Annotated in this window: 17 protein-coding genes; 11 read left to right on the top strand and 6 right to left on the bottom strand. The window is 64.5% G+C overall.

Annotation, left to right across the window (positions count from 1 at the left end):
- Positions 1–25: 25 nt before the first annotated feature.
- On the bottom strand, positions 26–1,048 hold the full coding sequence (gsmA, locus tag A3E1_RS46050; RefSeq protein ID WP_169454396.1) for a sporangiospore maturation cell wall hydrolase GsmA: 1,023 nt from the start codon (positions 1,046–1,048) through the stop codon (positions 26–28).
- 116 nt (positions 1,049–1,164) lie between these two features.
- On the opposite strand from gsmA, the gene typA reads away from it, so the two are divergent.
- Both typA and A3E1_RS40060 read left to right on the top strand, forming a co-directional pair.
- On the top strand, positions 1,165–3,027 hold the full coding sequence (gene typA / locus A3E1_RS0112925) for a translational GTPase TypA (protein WP_026208374.1): 1,863 nt from the start codon (positions 1,165–1,167) through the stop codon (positions 3,025–3,027).
- A 15-nt stretch (positions 3,028–3,042) separates the two neighbouring features.
- On the top strand, positions 3,043–3,660 hold the full coding sequence (locus A3E1_RS40060) for a lysoplasmalogenase (protein WP_063825129.1): 618 nt from the start codon (positions 3,043–3,045) through the stop codon (positions 3,658–3,660).
- Here the strand turns inward: A3E1_RS40060 and A3E1_RS0112935 are convergent.
- Positions 3,621–4,385: a transglycosylase SLT domain-containing protein gene (locus tag A3E1_RS0112935; protein WP_157631487.1), complete on the bottom strand. Its 765-nt coding sequence runs from the start codon at positions 4,383–4,385 to the stop codon at positions 3,621–3,623. The two genes, A3E1_RS40060 and A3E1_RS0112935, sit on opposite strands and share 40 nt — an antisense overlap.
- Before the next feature lie 71 nt (positions 4,386–4,456).
- On the opposite strand from A3E1_RS0112935, the gene A3E1_RS0112945 reads away from it, so the two are divergent.
- The 3 genes from A3E1_RS0112945 to A3E1_RS0112955 all read left to right on the top strand — a co-directional run bounded on the left by A3E1_RS0112945 (position 4,457) and on the right by A3E1_RS0112955 (position 7,114).
- Positions 4,457–5,254: a serine hydrolase gene (locus A3E1_RS0112945; protein ID WP_020521195.1), complete on the top strand. Its 798-nt coding sequence runs from the start codon at positions 4,457–4,459 to the stop codon at positions 5,252–5,254.
- A complete protein-coding gene (locus A3E1_RS0112950) occupies positions 5,251–6,312 on the top strand; it encodes a mandelate racemase/muconate lactonizing enzyme family protein (protein WP_020521196.1) in 1,062 nt (353 codons plus the stop codon). The genes A3E1_RS0112945 and A3E1_RS0112950 overlap by 4 nt, the downstream gene beginning before the upstream one ends.
- Positions 6,313–6,454: 142 nt before the next feature.
- Positions 6,455–7,114 (top strand): C40 family peptidase, encoded by a 660-nt coding sequence (locus A3E1_RS0112955; RefSeq protein WP_026208375.1) that lies wholly within the window; start codon positions 6,455–6,457, stop codon positions 7,112–7,114.
- Here A3E1_RS0112955 and A3E1_RS0112960 read toward each other — a convergent pair.
- Positions 7,088–8,095 carry a TerC family protein gene (locus A3E1_RS0112960; RefSeq protein ID WP_020521198.1) on the bottom strand — a complete coding sequence of 336 codons (1,008 nt, stop codon included), beginning with the start codon at positions 8,093–8,095 and terminating at the stop codon, positions 7,088–7,090. The two genes, A3E1_RS0112955 and A3E1_RS0112960, sit on opposite strands and share 27 nt — an antisense overlap.
- Positions 8,096–8,318: 223 nt before the next feature.
- Here A3E1_RS0112960 and A3E1_RS0112965 point away from each other — a divergent pair, with 223 nt between their 5' ends.
- Positions 8,319–8,612: an antibiotic biosynthesis monooxygenase family protein gene (locus A3E1_RS0112965; RefSeq protein WP_026208376.1), complete on the top strand. Its 294-nt coding sequence runs from the start codon at positions 8,319–8,321 to the stop codon at positions 8,610–8,612.
- Positions 8,596–9,327, top strand: coding sequence for an alpha/beta hydrolase (locus A3E1_RS0112970; RefSeq protein WP_026208377.1), 732 nt, complete (start codon positions 8,596–8,598; stop codon positions 9,325–9,327). The genes A3E1_RS0112965 and A3E1_RS0112970 overlap by 17 nt, the downstream gene beginning before the upstream one ends.
- A 184-nt stretch (positions 9,328–9,511) precedes the next feature.
- Here A3E1_RS0112970 and A3E1_RS0112975 read toward each other — a convergent pair whose 3' ends face one another.
- A complete protein-coding gene (locus A3E1_RS0112975; RefSeq protein ID WP_026208378.1) occupies positions 9,512–10,366 on the bottom strand; it encodes a winged helix-turn-helix transcriptional regulator in 855 nt (284 codons plus the stop codon).
- A gap of 57 nt (positions 10,367–10,423) precedes the next feature.
- On the opposite strand from A3E1_RS0112975, the gene A3E1_RS40065 reads away from it, so the two are divergent.
- Positions 10,424–11,761, top strand: coding sequence for an MFS transporter (locus A3E1_RS40065; RefSeq protein WP_020521202.1), 1,338 nt, complete (start codon positions 10,424–10,426; stop codon positions 11,759–11,761).
- Positions 11,758–12,378, top strand: coding sequence for a hemerythrin domain-containing protein (locus A3E1_RS0112985; protein WP_020521203.1), 621 nt, complete (start codon positions 11,758–11,760; stop codon positions 12,376–12,378). The genes A3E1_RS40065 and A3E1_RS0112985 overlap by 4 nt, the downstream gene beginning before the upstream one ends.
- On the opposite strand, the gene uvrB is transcribed toward A3E1_RS0112985, so the two are convergent.
- Complete coding sequence (uvrB, locus tag A3E1_RS0112990; RefSeq protein WP_020521204.1) at positions 12,375–14,501, bottom strand: excinuclease ABC subunit UvrB; 2,127 nt, start codon at positions 14,499–14,501, stop codon at positions 12,375–12,377. The genes A3E1_RS0112985 and uvrB overlap by 4 nt on opposite strands.
- 491 nt (positions 14,502–14,992) lie before the next feature.
- On the opposite strand from uvrB, the gene A3E1_RS0112995 reads away from it, so the two are divergent.
- Positions 14,993–16,495, top strand: coding sequence for a hypothetical protein (locus tag A3E1_RS0112995; protein ID WP_020521205.1), 1,503 nt, complete (start codon positions 14,993–14,995; stop codon positions 16,493–16,495).
- Here the strand turns inward: A3E1_RS0112995 and coaE are convergent.
- Positions 16,488–17,075, bottom strand: coding sequence for a dephospho-CoA kinase (gene coaE / locus A3E1_RS0113000; RefSeq protein WP_040390800.1), 588 nt, complete (start codon positions 17,073–17,075; stop codon positions 16,488–16,490). The two genes, A3E1_RS0112995 and coaE, sit on opposite strands and share 8 nt — an antisense overlap.
- Before the next feature lie 74 nt (positions 17,076–17,149).
- Here coaE and A3E1_RS0113005 point away from each other — a divergent pair, with 74 nt between their 5' ends.
- Positions 17,150–17,389, top strand: a complete 240-nt coding sequence (locus A3E1_RS0113005) for a hypothetical protein (protein ID WP_020521207.1) — start codon at positions 17,150–17,152, stop codon at positions 17,387–17,389.
- Positions 17,390–17,441: the final 52 nt, after the last annotated feature.

The following is a 17,441-nucleotide window of genomic DNA, read 5'->3' on the forward strand; positions in this document are numbered from 1 at the left end:
CACCTCAAGCAGGTTATTCAAACACCTATGCGACCGGGACGTCGTATTGATAGAGGTTGTACTGGCGCATCAGCTCAATGAGCTTGTCTGCGTACGCCGGGCTCGTGGCGTAGCCGGCCGCGTGGACCTCGCGGGCGAAGCGGTCGGGGTCGCCCGCGTGCTTCATCGCCTCGGCATACCGCGACATCGACGACAGCTGACGCCCGTGGTCCACATAGGAGTCCTTCGTGCTGCGGTAGGAACGGAAGTCATCGTGCGTGGACCAGCAGTTTTGCCCCGAGCACTCGTGCGTGGCGTAGTTGCGGCAGCCGATCGCCAGTGGGCCCGGGCTGCCGAAGCACTTCATGCCGAAGTAGTTGTGGTCGTCGCGGGTCAGCGTGCTGCGGCCCCAGCCGGATTCGAGGATCGCCTGGGCGAGCGTCACCGACGCGGGCACTTTGTGCTGACGCTGGCTTTCGCGGGCCGCCTCGGCTGAGCTGGAGATGAACCCGGCCGTGCCGCCGTGGGCCGCCACGGCGGCGTCCTGACCACACCACGGGATCCACGGAATGCCGGAGGACCATCCGACGTAGACAGCCGACACATAGCGGCCTTCGCCGATGCGCATCCACACGTAACTGCCGGCAGCCTCGCTGCCCCACGTTAGGCATGTCACTTCGACGGGGCTGCCGTCGGAGGCTTGCGCCACGACGGAGTGCTCGGTTCCGGGGCCGGAACGCACGTTTAGGCCGGTCCCGGCCGTCACCCGGGAGTGTGTCGGGCCCGAAGACGAACACCACGGCACGACGGGACGTGATGGAGACCACGCCACGTAGGCGTCCGCTATGAACCTTCCGCCACCTATCCGATTCCAGAAAGGGCTGCTTCGCTGCGTACCCTCGATGTGTTCGCCCCATAGCTGGCACTCAACGGAGATCGAGTCATCGTCGTTGAGGGACCCGACGACGCTCTTGTCTGTGCCAGGTCCTGAGCGGATGTTCAGCGAAACGCTCTCCGAATCGATCTTGGTGTCCAGCGAAGAAGTGAAAGCCGCCGCAGGTAGGGGCAAAGTTAGGAACACTAGGACTGCGACCAGGAACGCGGCCAAGGACGACATATCCGACATAACGCCAATGACTCACCCTGAGTGATGAGCCAGCACCTTCTTAAGAAAGAATGAGCAGCATGCCAACCCGCCCTGATCTCCGCAATGTCGCTATCGTCGCGCACGTCGACCATGGCAAAACTACGCTCGTGGACGCGATGCTGACCCAAGCTGGTGCGTTCCACGCCCGCGCGGCGGCGGCAGACCGGGTCATGGACTCCATGGACCTGGAGCGGGAAAAAGGCATCACCATTCTCGCTAAGAACACCGCGGTGAAATACGTCGGCGAAGACGGCTCCCCCACGGTGATCAACATTATTGACACCCCGGGCCACGCTGACTTCGGCGGTGAGGTCGAGCGCGGCCTGACCATGGTGGACGGTGTCATCCTCCTGGTGGACGCCTCCGAAGGCCCGCTACCGCAGACTCGCTTCGTGCTGCGCAAGGCGCTCAAGGCACGGATGCCGATCATCCTGGTCATCAACAAGGTGGACCGCCCCGACTCGCGGATCAAAGAGGTCGTCGACGACACCTACGAGTTGTTCCTCGACCTTGACGCCGACGAAGCACAGATCGACTTCCCGATCGTGTACGCCTGCGCCCGTGACGGCATCGCCTCGCTGACCCAGCCGGCCGATGGCACGGTGCCCAGTGACAGCAACAGCTTGCAGCCGCTGTTCCAGACGCTGCTCGACACGATCCCGGCACCGTCCTACACGGAGGGTGCTCCGCTGCAAGCGCACGTGACAAACCTTGACGCGTCACCGTTCCTAGGCCGTCTGGCCCTGTGCCGGGTGCGCGAAGGAGAGATCCGCAAAGGACAGACCGTCGTGTGGTGCCGCACCGATGGCACGCAGGAACGGGTCCGCATCTCCGAACTGCTCATGACCGAAGCGCTGGAACGCAAGCCCGCTGACAGTGCGGGCCCGGGTGACATCATCGCCGTCGCCGGCATCCCAGAGATCATGATCGGTGAGACACTGGCCGACGCGGAGAACCCGATTCCGCTGCCGCTGATCACGGTCGACGAGCCAGCCATCTCGATGACCATTGGCACCAACACTTCCCCGCTCGTGGGCCGGGTCAAGGGCGCCAAGGTAACGGCCCGCATGGTCAAGGACCGCCTCGACCGGGAGCTGGTCGGTAACGTCTCGCTGCGTGTGCTCCCGACGGAACGCCCAGACGCCTGGGAAGTTCAGGGCCGCGGTGAGCTCGCCCTGGCGATCCTCGTCGAGCAGATGCGCCGGGAGTCCTACGAACTGACCGTCGGCAAGCCGCAGGTGGTCACGCGCGAGATCAACGGCAAGACCCACGAACCGGTGGAGCGCTTGACGATTGACGCTCCAGAGGAATATCTCGGCGCCATCACGCAGCTGCTCGCGACCCGCAAGGGGCGCATGGAACAGATGGTCAACCACGGCACCGGCTGGGTGCGCATGGAGTGGCTCGTTCCGGCTCGCGGTCTGATCGGCTTCCGGACCGAATTCCTTACGGACACTCGCGGCACGGGCATCTTGCACCACGTCTTCGAAAGCTATGAGCCGTGGTTCGGCGAGTTGCGTACGCGCTCGAGCGGGTCGCTCGTGGCCGACAGGGCCGGCACCGCAACGCCTTTCGCGATGATGAACATCCAGGAACGCGGCTCGCTGTTCATCGAGCCCGGTTCCGAGGTCTACGAAGGCATGATCGTGGGTGAGAACTCCCGGTGGGACGACATGGATGTCAACATCACCAAGGAGAAGAAGCTCACCAACATGCGCGCCTCCACCTCGGAGGAAACCGAGAAGCTGATCCCGCCGCGCAAGCTGTCGCTGGAGCAGGCCCTCGAGTTCTGCCGCGAAGACGAGTGCGTTGAGGTAACCCCGGCGAATGTCCGCATCCGCAAGGTGACCCTGGACCAGACCGTTCGCGCCCGGGAGATCTCGCGCCGCAAGCACGCTTAGTTGTACGCTGCGCGGATGTCCCGCGCAGTGATCATCGCTTTCTTCGCCTTCTCGGCGGCCAACATCGTGGCTTCCGGTTTCGAAAACGAGGCCGTCGAGACGGCGACTAAGCCGTTTTTGTTGTCCCTGCTGGCTTTGTGGGTTTTCCTGACCCACCGGCACTGGGGATTGATCACGGCGCTGTTGTTCTCACTGGCCGGCGATATCGCCATTGGGATCAACTTCATCGCGGGTATGGCGCTGTTCTTCTGCGCTCACATCGCTTACATCATCACGTTTATCAAAGCTGGGGCACGCCCTCGACCGGTCGTCATAGCCGGATATGCGGTGTTCCTTGGCATCGCTTTGGCATGGCTGTGGCAACCGCTTGGTGCGATGGCGGTGCCGATGCTGGGCTACGGCTTGGCTTTGACGACCACGGCGGTGCTGTCGAGCGCACTCAACTGGCGCACTGCCATCGGAGGGGCGCTATTCCTCATCTCCGACTTGCTGATCGCCGTGCGGGTGGCCGAGGTCGCCGACATTCCCGCTCAGGGCGCGTGGGTCATGCTGACCTACTGCGCGGCGCAATACCTTCTGGCGACAGGGTTCGTTCAGTACCGCGTCATCAACTCGCGGACGTTGTCCACGTAGCCAACGTTGGGATAGTTGACGTCGTCGCCGTCCTTGATCTCATCGATGACGGCTTGATGCCCGAAGTTGTAGGCGCTGATGACGGCGTTCAGCAAGCAGGCCTTGCGATTCGCGCATGCCGCCGGGTCCATGCTGAAGTCGCTGCCGAAGGCGGCCTTGCCGATCTCGCGCATCAGCCATTGCAGGTAAGCCGAGCCGAGCATCGTGTTGCCCGCGAGCGTGTATGGCCCGTATTGCTTGGTGCTCTCAAAGATCAGGTGCATGTGCTCGACCGTGGTGTTCATCAGCTGCATCGTGCCAATGCCACCGTCAGCCGCGATGCAGTTGGAGAACCAGCCGCTTTCCTGCTGGGCGATGGCTTTGATGAGTTCCGGTGGCACGCCATAGATGGGCGTCTCGGTCCAGAACCGGGTCTTGGCGGCCTTGTCGAGCGCGGCATTCACTTGCTGTGCCGTGGCTTTCTCGCCCTTGAAGCCGCCGCCGCACTCGGGCGGGCCCGGTGTCTTAGGCGGCTTTGAAGGCTCTTTTGAGGGCGGGGCTACCGATGGCGGTGGCGGTGTTGGGGAAGCTGGAGATGGCTTATATGCCGCGGCTGATGGTGATTGGCTTGGTTTCACAGGCTTCGTAGCGATGTCCGCTATTACCGCTTTCACCATGAAGAATCCGCCGAGGAGAGCGGCGGCGACAACCGTCGCCATGGCAGCCCAAACGTATTTGCGTGACAAATTTCCTCCCCCGTCTTGCCCGCCGAGATTAACTCACGGGTTACCTAGCGCCAACTGATAGGTTCGTCGGCGTGAACAGCGAGCTGGAGAAGGAACTAGACGCGTTCCCTGGCACAGCGTCTGTCTGGTTTGGACCGTTGGGCGGGCCGGCCCGGTTCAGCCGTGCCGCCTCCGCCCCGCACTACGCGGCTAGCACGATGAAGGCCGGCGTCATGGTCGCGGCCTTCCGCGAATTCGCCGATCTGAGCGCCCCCGTCTTGGTGCACAACAGCCACCGCTCGGCGGTCGAAGGCGCTCCTGCGTTCGGCAACGACCGCGGCGAAGACGGCGACATCGAAGTGTGGGACCGCCTCGGCCACGAAGTGCCGCTGCGCTGGCTGATCCAGCGCATGATCGTGCGCTCGTCGAATCTCGCGACCAACCTCGTGCTCGCGCAAACCGGTCTGGCGCAAGTGAATCAGGTCTGGCGCGACGCCGGGGCCTCGTTGGCACACACCGGCCGCGGGATCGAAGACGCGATGGCTCGCGAAGCCGGCATCTCCAACGACGTCACGGCGGCCGACTTGTCCAAGCTGATGAGCGCGCTCGCCCTGGGCCAGCTGGCACAGCCGGTCGAGACGAGCGAGATGCTCGCCATCCTGTGCGCACAGGAGTATCTGGACGATTTCGCCCAGGGACTCCCTTCTGGTACTCGGATGGCGTCGAAAAACGGCTGGGTGACCGGAGTGCGCCATTGCACGGCGGTCATCTATCCCGATGACGCCCCTGCCTACGTCTTGTCGGCCTGCACGACCGGGGAGATTTCCGATAGCGACGCTTGTGCCCTGCTGGGCCGCATCGCCAAAGCGAGCTGGGAGAACCGCAAGTGAGCATCGTGGCCGTCCGTGCCCATCGCATCAGTTCTCCCCTGCACACACCGTTTGTCACGGCTCTGCGCCGGGCGACGACGGCGGATTCGCTGATCGTTGAGGTCGTGGACGGCGACGGCAACTCCGGCTTCGGTGAAGCGCCGCAGGTGTGGGCGGTCACCGGGGCCAATATCCCCGGCTCTCAGGCATGTGTCGAGGAGATGATCGCTCCGAAGCTGATCGGCAAGGACGCTGACGATCTCAACGCCCGCTGCCGGGAAGTGGCGCGCGCTGTCGTGGGCAATGAGGCGGCCAGAGCGGCCGTTGATGTCGCATTGCATGACCTGGCCGCACGGCGCCTCGGCATACCGCTCTACCGGCTCCTAGGCGCCACCTCGCACGTGGTCCCCACCGACGTGACCCTCGCGGCCGGGGAACCAGGAGAGATCGCGGCAGCCGCCGAGGCGCGGCTCAGTGAAGGCTTCACGACCCTCAAACTGAAAGTCGGCACCGACGCCTCGACCGACCTCGACCGCATCAAGGCGGCCTGCGGTGTCGAAGGCGCCCAGATCCGCCTGGACGCCAATCAAGGCTGGACCGCGCGCGAAGCGATCCGGATCATCAACGGCATCTCGGCGGCCGGTTTGCCCGTCGAGCTGGTCGAGCAGCCTGTGCACCGGGCTGATCTGGCCGGTCTAGCCGAGGTGACCCGCAATGTCGATATCCCCATCATGGCCGACGAATCAGTGTTCTCGATCCGTGACCTCGTCGAGGTGATCACTCGTAGGGCCGCTGACCTGGTGAACATCAAACTCGCCAAGTGCGGCGGACTGTCCATCGCGCGCGTCATGCTGGACCTGGCCGAAACACACGGGCTGGGCACGTGTGTCGGGTCGATGATGGAAGGGCCGGTGGGGCTCGGGGCGGCGGCTAGCCTGGTCGCGGCCTACCCCACCACCGTGCTCAGTGATCTGGACGCCGCTTGGTGGCTGGCCAGCTCGCCGGTGCGCGGAGGCCTCACCTACGAGAACGGAACTGTGGTGCTGCCCAGCACCAGCGGATTGGGGTTAGAGGTATGAGCGAGGGCTTGCCTTTCGGCGCAGGACCACCGACGAGGTGGCGGGACCTGGGCGCGAAGCGCGTCTCAGGCTTTCCCGAGCGAATCGGGATGACAGGGTGGACAGTGCCTCAGGGCGAAAGCGACCGAAGGGAGTTTTCGGCATGAGGACAGCGACGGTCAGCGCGCCGGTGGCGACCCTGTGGGCCAAACCGGATTCGCCGCGTCCCGGCGTCGATGCGGCAGCCCTTGCGCCGCAATGCAATCCGGCCGAATGGGTGTCCGGAATGGACACGAGCGAGCGGATCTATCACGGCGTGCTCACGCAACTGCTTCAAGGCGAACCGGTGCTGATCGAGGAGATCAGCGACGGCTGGGCCCGGGTTGTCGCGACGGCACAGCCCGCTCAGCGCCTCGACCCGCGTGGCTACCCCGGCTGGCTTCCCGTGGATCAGCTGCGTTTCGATGACGTGCTGGAGATCGCGCGCAGCTGGATCGGCGTGCCCTACGTGTGGGGTGGGCTGACCGCGCACGGCATCGACTGTTCTGGCCTCGTGCACTTGGCGTTCCGCCGCGCTGGGCAGACCCTGCCCCGTGACGCCTCCGATCAGGCGCGCGCCACCACCGCGGTCCCGGCCGGGCAAGAGCGTGCGGGCGACCTTTACTTCTTCTCCAGCAAGCCTGATGGCCGGGTCACCCACGTCGGGTTCGTGACCGGCCCTGGCCGCATTCTGCACGCGTGCGGCGACCAGGGACTGGTCGTGGAAGAAGAGATGCCGCAGTACCGGCGCGAGACCCTACTGGGAATCCACCGGGCCGACTGAGGCCCTGGCCTTCTTATCGTCGCGAGACGACTTGATGAGGCTCGCCACCGTCGCCACCGCGAGAATGCCGATGATCACGCCTAGCGATACGCCAATGCTGATGTGCGGCACGTGGAACGGCTGACCGCCGTTGATGAACGGCAGGTTGTTGGTGGCGAGCGCTTCCAGGATCAGCTTGACCCCGATGAAGCCGAGCACCGCCGCAAGGCCGAGTGACAGGTAGACCAGCCGGTCGAGCAGCCCGCCGAGCAAGAAGTAAAGCTGCCGCAAACCCATGAGCGCGAACACGTTTGCCGTGAAGACGAGGTAGGGCTCTTTCGTCAGGCCGAAGATGGCCGGGATCGAGTCGAGCGCGAAGATGAGGTCGGTCGTCCCGATCGCGATCATGACGATCAGCATGGGGGTGAAGAACCGGCGGCCATCGATCGTCGTGGTCATCTTCGAGCCGTGGTAATCCTTGCTGATCGGCAGCACCCGGCGCGACCAGCGGATCAGCATGTTCTCCTTGTAGTCCTCTTCACCGGTCTCGCCGTGGCGAGTCAGCGTCCAGGCGGTGTAGATCAGGAAGACGCCGAAGATGTAGAACACCCAGGAGAACTGCGAGACCAGGGCTGAGCCAGCGGCGATGAAGATGCCACGCATGATCAGCGCGAGCACGATGCCGATGAGCAGCACCTTCTGCTGATAGATCCGGGGAACCCGGAACCTGGTCATGATGATCACGAAGACGAACAGGTTGTCCACGCTCAGGCTGTATTCGGTGACCCAGCCGGCGAAGAACTCCTGCCCATACGTCGAGCCGTAGTTGAAGAAGATCCAGGCGCCGAAGGCACAGGCCAAGGCCACATAAAAAACGACCCATGCGGTCGCTTCCTTCATCGACGGCTCGTGCGGCCTTCGGCCGACGACGAACAGATCGATAGCGAGAACCGCGGTCATCGCGATGAGGGTCACAACCCAGACCCACGTGGACACATTCACTTGAAAAACCCTCCGGTCGGCAGCACGACAAGCCCGGAGGTCTCTCCCGCTGCTGTCCGCACCTCAATGCGGCCTCCCCAGCGGCCGACGGTGCCGGGATCAGGCGCGAGCCTGATGCCGTGCTGACGACACCGCCGTGAAGGGATACTCCCCTCCCGATAACCCAGTATTCTTCACCATCCTCGCCGGTGCCTAATGATCGGGGCATGCAATGATCGGGCGCATGGTTCTCGAGGTTGCTCTAATCGACATCGCCCCAGGCCAAGAGGACGCTTTCGCGGCGGCCTACCGCAAAGGACATGAGATCCTTGCCACAACTCCGGGCTGCCTCAGCGTGCGGATGACCCAGGGGATCGAATCGCCTTCGCGTTTCGTCCTTCTGGTGGAATGGGACACCGTCGCGTCCCATGAGGACAACTTCCGCGCCACCGATCGGTTCACCCAATGGCGGGCATTGATCGGCTCCTACTTCGCCCAGCCACCACTGGTCGAGCACTTCAATGACATTCACCCTTAAGACCTCTGATGGGGTACTAGTAAGCGCGCACCACGAGCCGGGAGACCAAAGCGTGGCGTTCGTCGTCGCGCACGGGTTCACCGGCTCTTGGCGCCGCCCCGCGATGCGAAGGGCCGCAACGGTTTTCAAGTCCTACGGTGGTGTGATCACGTTTGACTTCCGTGGCCACGGCACTTCTGGCGGCACCTCAACCGTTGGCGATCAGGAGATCCACGACGTAGAAGCGGCCGTTCAGTGGGCTCGTTCGCTTGGCTACCAACGCATCGCGACCGTTGGTTTTTCCATGGGCGCCTCCGTAGTGGTTAGGCACGCCGCCCTCCTTCGTGATGTGGACGCCGTCGTCGCCGTGAGCAGCCCCGCCCGGTGGTACTACCGCGGCACTCCCCCGATGCGCCGAGTGCACTGGGTCATCGAACGCCGCCTGGGCCGTCTCGTCTCGCGGGCGGTGCTGCGTACCCGGATCGCTGTCGGCGGCTGGAATCCCGTGCCCGAAGCCCCACACGAGCTCGCCGGGAAGATCACGCCCACGCCTTTGCTTGTCGTGCACGGAGACGCGGACACTTACTTCCCGCTTGAGCACGCACATCAGCTCTACGAAGCGGCGTCGGAGCCGAAGGAGCTGTGGATCGAGCCCGGCTTCGCCCACGCCGAAAACGCGGCGACAGAAGACCTCCTCCACCGCATCGCCGCCTGGATCACGACCCACCTTCGCTAGCTCGCCCGCCGCCGGGCGCTTCCCTCCGTGATCCACGCCCTCGCCGCTTCACGCCATCCCCGCTTTCCTCCGTCGCCGCTTCACGCCCCCGTCGCTTCCCTCCGTGATCCACATCCCGTTAGACGTGATCAAACCGCCTTTCGATCACGTCTGACGGGATGTGGATCTGCATTGCGGATGTGGATCACGATGAAGCGGTGGCGAGGGACCACTGGACGGCGACGGGGATGTCGACGACAGGAAACAGGACACTGTGGACCGTCCGGTCCGGATCGACGATGAGGATGAACCGTCGCAGCCGTGGAGTCTCCCCTCCCGTGAACACAGGCAGGCGCAGAGCGGCCGTTAGCTCCAGCTTGGCGTCGGACAGGAGCGGAAACAGTACCCCCTCGTGGTCTGAGAAAGCCCGCTGCTGAGCTGGCAGCTGCGTGCTGACCCCGCGCACCGCGAGCCCCTTGCTCTGGAATTCGGCGTGAGCGTCGCGGAAGAGGCGGTTTTCCAGCGTGCAGCCGGACGCACCCGGGATGTCGTGCCAGCCCTCGGGCGGCGGTTGAGTGACGGTCATCGGATATCCAAATAGGACAGTGCGGGTCTCGGCGACGACATCGAGTGTGCCGCCGGTCGTGGCGGGCAAGGCGAGCTCGGGAACCCTGGTGCCCACGAGACCGTGCAAGCGGGCGGAAGTCGCGGGATCGTCCTGAGCCGAAGGCATGCCGTCGCCTAGGAGCCAGCGGTCACCCCAGTCCTGCAGGGCGACAAGGACAGGCACGAGAGCCGCGCCCCTGGGCGTCAGCCGGTACTCAAAGCGGACCGGCGCCTCCTGGTAGGGATGACGGTCGATGAGACCGTGCACTTCCAGTTTCCGCAGCCGTTCCGTGAGCACCTTCCGGGAGATGCCCAGCTCGGCGGTCAGCTGATCGAACCGGCGGATGCCGCGGACCAGGTCACGCACCAAAAGGACGTCCCACGCGTCGCTCAGCACCGCTAGCGACTGGGCGACCGCGCAGTGAGATTCCGGAATCCAGCTTGCCTGCGGCACCCCTGACCCCCTAAGTTCCCTTTTGAAACTGACACTAACACAACGGGGGTAGCCGAGATGGTCTGGCGGAGCTTGCGTGAGCTTCCAGTTTGGCTGAGAGTTTTCGTCTTCGGCCGCCTGATCAAATCGGCTGGTTCGCTCGCCTGGCTATATCTGACCGTCTATCTCGTCGACGAGCGCGGGCTCGACCCCGCTGTCGCTGGCCTCATCGTCGGCGCCAACGGGGTCGGCATCGTCGCCGGGGTCGCGTGCGGCGGCTGGATCGGTGACCATCTCGGCATCCGGCGCACGATGATCGTGGCGAACCTGGGCTCGGCTGCCGCCGCGCTGCTCGTTCCGGTGTCGCCGATCGCGTTGCTGGGTCCCGTTTTCACCCTCGGCGGGTTCATCGGCGCGATGTCGTTCCCGCTCGGCATGGCCTTGGTGACAGGCTCACTCCCGGAAACGCAACGTCGTGCGGGAGCCGCGCTATCGCGAGCGGCCATGAACGCGGGAGTGGTCATCGGGCCACCGCTCGGTGCGCTTGCCGCGGCGTACAGTTTCCACCTCATCTTCGTCATGGAAGCCGTTGCTGGCATAGCGATGGCGCTCTTGATTTGGCGGCTCGTACCGTCACCACCGGTCGCTCACGGTCCCACGCCCCGTCTGAAGTGGAATGCACTGCTAGCTGACCGTCCGATGTGGACACTGCTCGTGGCGGTCATGTTCGTTGACGCGGCGTACCGGCAGATCTTCACAGGACTTCCGTTGATGCTGACCGGATCCGGGACGCCACTGCTCGGCTTCGGCGTGCTTATCTCGCTGAGCAGTGTGCTGATCGTGCTCGCGGAAACGCCTTTGGCGATCCGCTTGAAGGGGCACTCCGCGCTGCGGATCATTCCGCTGGGCTACGCGTTCATCGCCGCCGGGTTCCTGGTGCTGACCGTCTGGCCCGCCTACGGTGGCGCGGTGCTGGCGATCGGCGTCATCACGACCGGCGAAATGCTTTACAAGCCAACGTCTGCCGCGTTCGCCGCCGACCGGGCGCCAGATGGCATGCACGGGCGCTACCAAGCGCTTTACAGCTCGGCCTCCATCATCGGCTCGGTTATCTCTCCACCGGTTGGTGGCGCGCTGTACCAGTTCGCGCCCTCACTGCTGTGGCCCGTCTGCACGCTGCTCGCCGCCGCCGGTGGGCTGATGCTCTACCGCGTCTCCCGCACCGGATCTCACGCACCGGCAAGCGCCAGCGACAACGTGTCTGGCACGGCTGGCCAAGCGGCTACCAGCCCGGCCTTGACGAGTGGCCGCATCCGGCCGTCTGTTGTGGACGACCGGATCCCGCGGCAGCACCGGCGGCGGCACTTTCCGGCGGAGTTTCGCGCGAGCCGCCCCGGGGTATCCCGAGACGCATGACGCTGCCACCCCTGCCTCACCTTCCTGGTGAAGACGACGACTTCCACTATCGTCCGCCCGGCCGCAGCATCATCGCGGTCCTGAGCGATGAGCATCTGCAGATCGCCGCGCTGTCTGCCGAGCTTTCCGAAAGCGAACAGCCAAATAAGGACCTGGCGAGCGTCGTGACAGCAACGGTGACGCGCCACCTTTCCGCCGAGGAGCAATACCTTTACCCGGCGGTCAAAGACGCGCTTCCCGACGGGCGGTCCATCGCCGAGCGTGAGGTCGCGCGCGATGCGGAGATCCTCAAGAAGCTGGCACAGCTCGAAGCCGAGAAGCCCGGGACCCGTGCGTTCAAGAAGCTCGTCGACACGATTGGCGCCGAGTTTCACGAGCACAGCAAGACGTGCGCGGGCGAGATCTTTCCCCGGTTGCGCGACGCGATAAGCGAAGCCAATCTGGTCCGCCTCGGCAACCGCGTGGAGATCGCGGAAGAGGCCGCTCCCACGCGGCCCCATCCCAGCTCTCCCGCGACCCCTCCCCTGAATAAAGTCACCGACGCCGCGCTGGGCGCCGCGGACAAGATCCGCGACGCCGTGACCGGCCGGAAGACCTATCCTGAAGATCTGGCCTAAGCGGCCTGCGCCATCTGGCGCAACTCTTTCTTCAGTTCGCGAATCTCGTCGCGGATCCGGGCGGCTAGCTCGAATTGCAGCTCCCCGGCCGCGGCGAGCATCTGCTCGGTCAGCTCCTGGACGAGGTTGCCCAGCTCCGCCTTGGCCATGCCTTCGGTCTTGGCGTCGATGCGTCCACGATCACGCGAACTCGTGCCTGGCGTCGGAGCTTTGCCCCGGCTCATCTGACGGCCGGAACCACCGATGATCGCCCCGCCCGGCCCGTGGCCGCCCATCGCGCTCTCGGTGTCTTCGGCCTCACGGTAGATGTCGTCGAGGATGTCGTGGATCTTCTTACGCAACGGTTGCGGGTCAACACCATTGGCGACGTTGTGCGCGACCTGCTTCTCACGGCGCCTGTTCGTCTCTTCGATCGCTTCGCGCATCGACGGCGTCATCTTGTCGGCATACATATGCACTTCACCGGACACGTTTCGGGCAGCACGCCCGATCGTCTGGATCAGTGACCTGCCGGACCGCAAGAAGCCTTCCTTGTCAGCATCCAAAATGGACACTAGCGAAACCTCTGGCAGGTCAAGACCTTCACGGAGCAGGTTGATGCCGACGAGCACGTCGTAGTCGCCCTTGCGCAGCTCCTTCAGCAGCTCCACCCGGCGCAGCGTGTCGACCTCGGAGTGCAGGTAACGCACACGGATGCCGTTTTCCAGCAGATAGTCGGTGAGGTCTTCGGCCATCTTCTTGGTCAGCGTGGTGACCAAGACGCGCTCGTCCTTCTCGGTGCGCACCCGGATCTCGTGCATGAGATCGTCGATCTGGCCCTTGGTCGGCTTGAGCACGACCTGCGGGTCGACCAGACCGGTGGGCCGGATGACCTGCTCGACGAACTCACCTTGGGCCTGGCCCATCTCCCATGGGCCAGGGGTCGCGGACAGGAAGACCATCTGCCCCACGCGCTCCAGGAACTCATCGAAGCGCAACGGCCGGTTGTCCATGGCGCTCGGCAACCGGAATCCGTGCTCGACCAGGATGCGTTTGCGGGAGGCGTCGCCCTCATACATCCCGCCGATCTGCGGGATCGTCACGTGCGACTCATCGACAACCGTGATGAAGTCGTCGGGGAAGTAGTCGATCAGACAGTGTGGCGGGCTGCCCGCCTCGCGCCCATCGATGTGACGCGAGTAGTTCTCGATGCCGGAACAGAAACCAACCTGGCGCATCATCTCGATGTCATAGCTCGTGCGCATGCGAAGCCGTTGTGCTTCAAGCAGTTTGCCCTGCCGCTCCAGTTCTTCGAGGCGCTCGGCGAGCTCTTCCTCGATCTGGCGCAGCGCCCGCTCCATGCGCTCGGGGCCCGCCGTGTAGTGGGTCGCCGGGAAGATCAGCAGCTCGTCGGTTTCCTTCACGACGTCGCCGGTCAGCGGGTGCAGGTAGGACAGCTTGTCGATCTCATCGCCAAACAGCTCGATGCGGATCGCCAGCTCCTCATACGCCGGGATGATCTCGAGCGTGTCACCGCGCACCCGGAACGTGCCACGGCTGAAAGCCATGTCGTTGCGCGTGTATTGGATATCGACCAGGCGCCGCAACAGTTTGTCACGGTCGATCTCTTGGCCGACCTTCACACGGACGGTCCGGTCGAGGTATTCCTCAGGGGTGCCCAGACCATAAATGGCGCTGACCGTCGCGACCACGATCACGTCACGGCGGGTCAACAGCGACATCGTCGCGGAGTGCCGCAGGCGCTCAACCTCTTCGTTGACCGACGAGTCCTTCTCGATATAGGTGTCGGTCTGCGGAACGTAAGCCTCGGGCTGGTAGTAGTCGTAGTAGCTGACGAAGTATTCCACCGCGTTGTTGGGCAACAGCTCACGGAACTCTTTGGCCAGCTGCGCGCAGAGTGTCTTGTTAGGAGCCAGAACCAGCGCCGGGCGCTGCAACTGCTCGATCAGCCACGCGGTGGTCGCCGACTTTCCCGTGCCGGTGGCACCCATGAGCACCGTGTGCTTGTCGCCCCGCTTGACCCGGCGAGTGAGATCAGCGATCGCCGTCGGCTGATCGCCAGCTGGCTTGAACTCACTAATAACCTCAAACTTGCCGCCTGCCCGCGGAATGTCCAGCACCATACAAAGAACCTAACTCGCCGGTGTGACAATCCGCGCCCACAACCAGGTCACCAGGCCCGATGACGCTAGGTAAGTGACCAACTCCGATGTAGTGATTGTGTGGTGTTTCTCACCGAGATACCGTCGTTGGGTAGGCCGCTCGCGGCGGCCGCCCCGCGATAGTTAACCGGTCGCGGCCGGACCTCCACACCGGCCGGCCAGCGACTGGCGCACCGGTAGCAGCACCCGATCCGCCCCACCGCAGGATCGGTGAGCGCACCGAGTGCGTGACCGTTCTATCGCGCAGTGGGCCCCGTCGCGGGCGGTCTAAAAACACCCAGCAGCACCCGATCCGCCGCCGGGCCACCAGATGCAGGACCGGAACCGAGTGCGTGACCGTTCTATCGCACAGTGGGCCCCCTCGCGGGCGGTCTAAAAACACCCACCAGGGCATCTCAGCACGGCACACATCAGAGCGTCACTGGAAGCGTGCGCAGAGCGTTGCAATTGCCGTGAGCGAAACCCTTCCGCGCCGTAAGGTCCTCAATGTCGTGCTGATTGTCGTTGTCGCCGTTGGGCTCATAGGCACGATGGCCGGGGTGATGGCGTCGTGCACCGGTGACGGCAAGGGCAAGACGAGAGCACTGTCAGACAGTGAGCTGCAGCTGCTGTCCCGGATGCGGATGAACAATCTTTCTGACGGCGCGGTGGCGATAAAGGCCCAGGTCGGCACCGGGTCGCGGTTGTCGAACATCGATGGCTGGGTGGACTGGAAGCGCAACCTCCTGTACTTCTCCGCGTATTCGCCGTCATCCAACGCGCTCGTGCAGGCGCGGCCGGGCGTGATCGCGATCCGGCCGGGAGACCCGGCGAAACCGGTCACGGGCAGCCCGCCGGAAATCCCGCCGGCCGATGGCTGGCGTGTGCGGCCGCTGTCGTTCTCTGGCGAGGACAAGGCACCGCTGGACAACCTGATCGCTTTCCTGTTCCTCATGGCGCACGATCAGCCCGACCGCGCGGATCTCCTTAAGAGCCTGCAAACCCAGTGGGTACGCCGTGACAACGCCAACGGCACCGAGGTCGATGTGCTCTTGGGCCCGGCGGTGATCCCGCAGACCGCACCCTCAACACCATCGCCGCTACCGCCCCTCACCCCGCAAGCCACACCTGACCCCAGTGCGAGCCCGAGCCCAAAGGAGAAACCGGCCGACCCGTTGTCGCTGGAGGCCAATGGCGGCGCCGTCGGCTATTGGCTCGACGCTGACGCCCGGTTGCACAAGGTGGAAACGTTCCTGGGCAAGGACATGAGCACGGTCATCGAGTTCACCCGGGGTGCCAAGAGCGATTTCGTGGCCGTCGATGCGCTCGGTGGCCGTGAAATCGCCCCGCGAGCGGTCAGTGACCCGGAGGCGACGCTGATTTCCGCGATGCGACAGCGGGACTACCGTGCGCGCGGTGCTGAGGTGACCGTGACGCTGCCGGTGCTTCCCGGCGCGCTGCGTAAAGCCAAGGGCTGGCTGGACTGGCAGCGCGGCGTGGTTTACCTGAGCGTGCGGGACATTGACGATCCGTCGCACAACGTCTTTCTGCACGCGACGCAGAAGGGCGTAGCCCTTCGTCCAGCTGGCGAGGCCGCGCCCGAGTTTCCGCCGGTGCCAGCCGCTCGTGAGAACTGGGAGAAGGCTCAATGGGGTGATCTGAGTGGCACAGAGGACCTCACCGATCTGGATGTGCTCGTCTTCGAGGTGCTGGGGATGGGCGTGAACAAACTCGACGACGTCAAACGGATCAAGGAAGGTGCCCGTCGGCTGCGGGTGGACGTGCTCAACGGAGTACCCGTTGGGGTGTTTGAACTTGAAGCCACGGCCCCGCCGGGGCAGGCACGGTTGCGCTATTGGCTCGACAACGGCGGGGTGTTGCGGCGTCTGGAAGCGCGGACCGCGACCGGCGGGCTGGCACAGCTCGACCTGACGCCGGGCACGACGTTGCCCGCCTTGCCCCTGACGGTCAGCTAGTCAGGATCTCCCACACTCTGTCCACTTGGGACTTGAGTTCCTCCAGCGTCCCGTCGTTGTAGATCTCCAGTCCCCCGGCGGCGTGCCGTTGTTCGTCGGTGGCCTGCGCGGCGATGCGGGAGCGTGCCTCATCTTCGGTCATGCCGCGGTCTCGCACGAGCCGGGCGATCCGCGTTTCCTCGGCGGCGAAGACGATGATGACGGCTTCGTACACCGGCACCAGGCCGGCTTCGATCAGCAGCGGAACGTCGTTGACGACAACCGTGTGTTCGGGTGCCTGCGAAGCCAGCTCAGCCGAGCGTTCCCGCACCAGCGGATGAATGATGCTCTCGAGCCGCTTGCGACGATCGGCATCCCCGAACACGAGACGCCCCAAGGCGGGCCGGTCGAGCGAGCCGTCACTGGCCACAATGGACGGTCCGAACATGGCGACAACCTGTTCGAACCCAGGCGTCCCAGGCTCAACCACTTCCCGTGCGATCTTGTCGGAGTCGATGATCACCGCCCCGTGCGCGGCCAGCATGCTGGCCACCGAACTTTTCCCCGACCCGATACCGCCTGTAAGACCGACCCATCGCACGCGCGCACGATAACAAATGACCAGCCCGCGCGCCTAGCACGATTCCGGCGAAACACCCCATAACGTTGCGAGACGTGGAACAGCTCAGCCTTGTCGTCTCTCACCGCTATCGCGGTCCCAAGCACCGCAACGGAACCCCGGGTCTCGTGCCCTACCGGCAGCGCAGCGGGCGCCCCGCCCGGCACCGCCGCCGAACCCGGGTCAAGATGCACCAAGTCACCCTCGCACTGGCGAGCATCACGGCAGGAATTCTGTTGGTGCTGAGCGGTTACCGGGCCGCCGAAGGTGCGGCGGTCATCCTGAGCATGTTCTGATCACGCCGAAGCCGGGCGCCGCCATGAGGCTGCGCCCGGCTTTCGTTTGCCC

The sequence above is a fragment of the Catelliglobosispora koreensis DSM 44566 genome (assembly GCF_000379685.1).
Lineage (GTDB): Bacteria > Actinomycetota > Actinomycetes > Mycobacteriales > Micromonosporaceae > Catelliglobosispora > Catelliglobosispora koreensis.

What these genes read in the sequence shown, in the direction of transcription:
- typA (WP_026208374.1), top strand. Translation starts at nt 1,165, where the DNA reads ATGCCAACCCGCCCTGATCTCCGCAATGTCGCTATCGTCGCGCACGTC.
- A3E1_RS40060 (WP_063825129.1), top strand. Translation starts at nt 3,043, where the DNA reads ATGTCCCGCGCAGTGATCATCGCTTTCTTCGCCTTCTCGGCGGCCAAC.
- A3E1_RS0112955 (WP_026208375.1), top strand. Translation starts at nt 6,455, where the DNA reads ATGAGGACAGCGACGGTCAGCGCGCCGGTGGCGACCCTGTGGGCCAAA.
- A3E1_RS0112965 (WP_026208376.1), top strand. Translation starts at nt 8,319, where the DNA reads ATGGTTCTCGAGGTTGCTCTAATCGACATCGCCCCAGGCCAAGAGGAC.
- A3E1_RS0112970 (WP_026208377.1), top strand. Translation starts at nt 8,596, where the DNA reads ATGACATTCACCCTTAAGACCTCTGATGGGGTACTAGTAAGCGCGCAC.
- A3E1_RS40065 (WP_020521202.1), top strand. Translation starts at nt 10,424, where the DNA reads ATGGTCTGGCGGAGCTTGCGTGAGCTTCCAGTTTGGCTGAGAGTTTTC.
- A3E1_RS0112985 (WP_020521203.1), top strand. Translation starts at nt 11,758, where the DNA reads ATGACGCTGCCACCCCTGCCTCACCTTCCTGGTGAAGACGACGACTTC.
- uvrB (WP_020521204.1), bottom strand. Translation starts at nt 14,501, where the DNA reads ATGGTGCTGGACATTCCGCGGGCAGGCGGCAAGTTTGAGGTTATTAGT.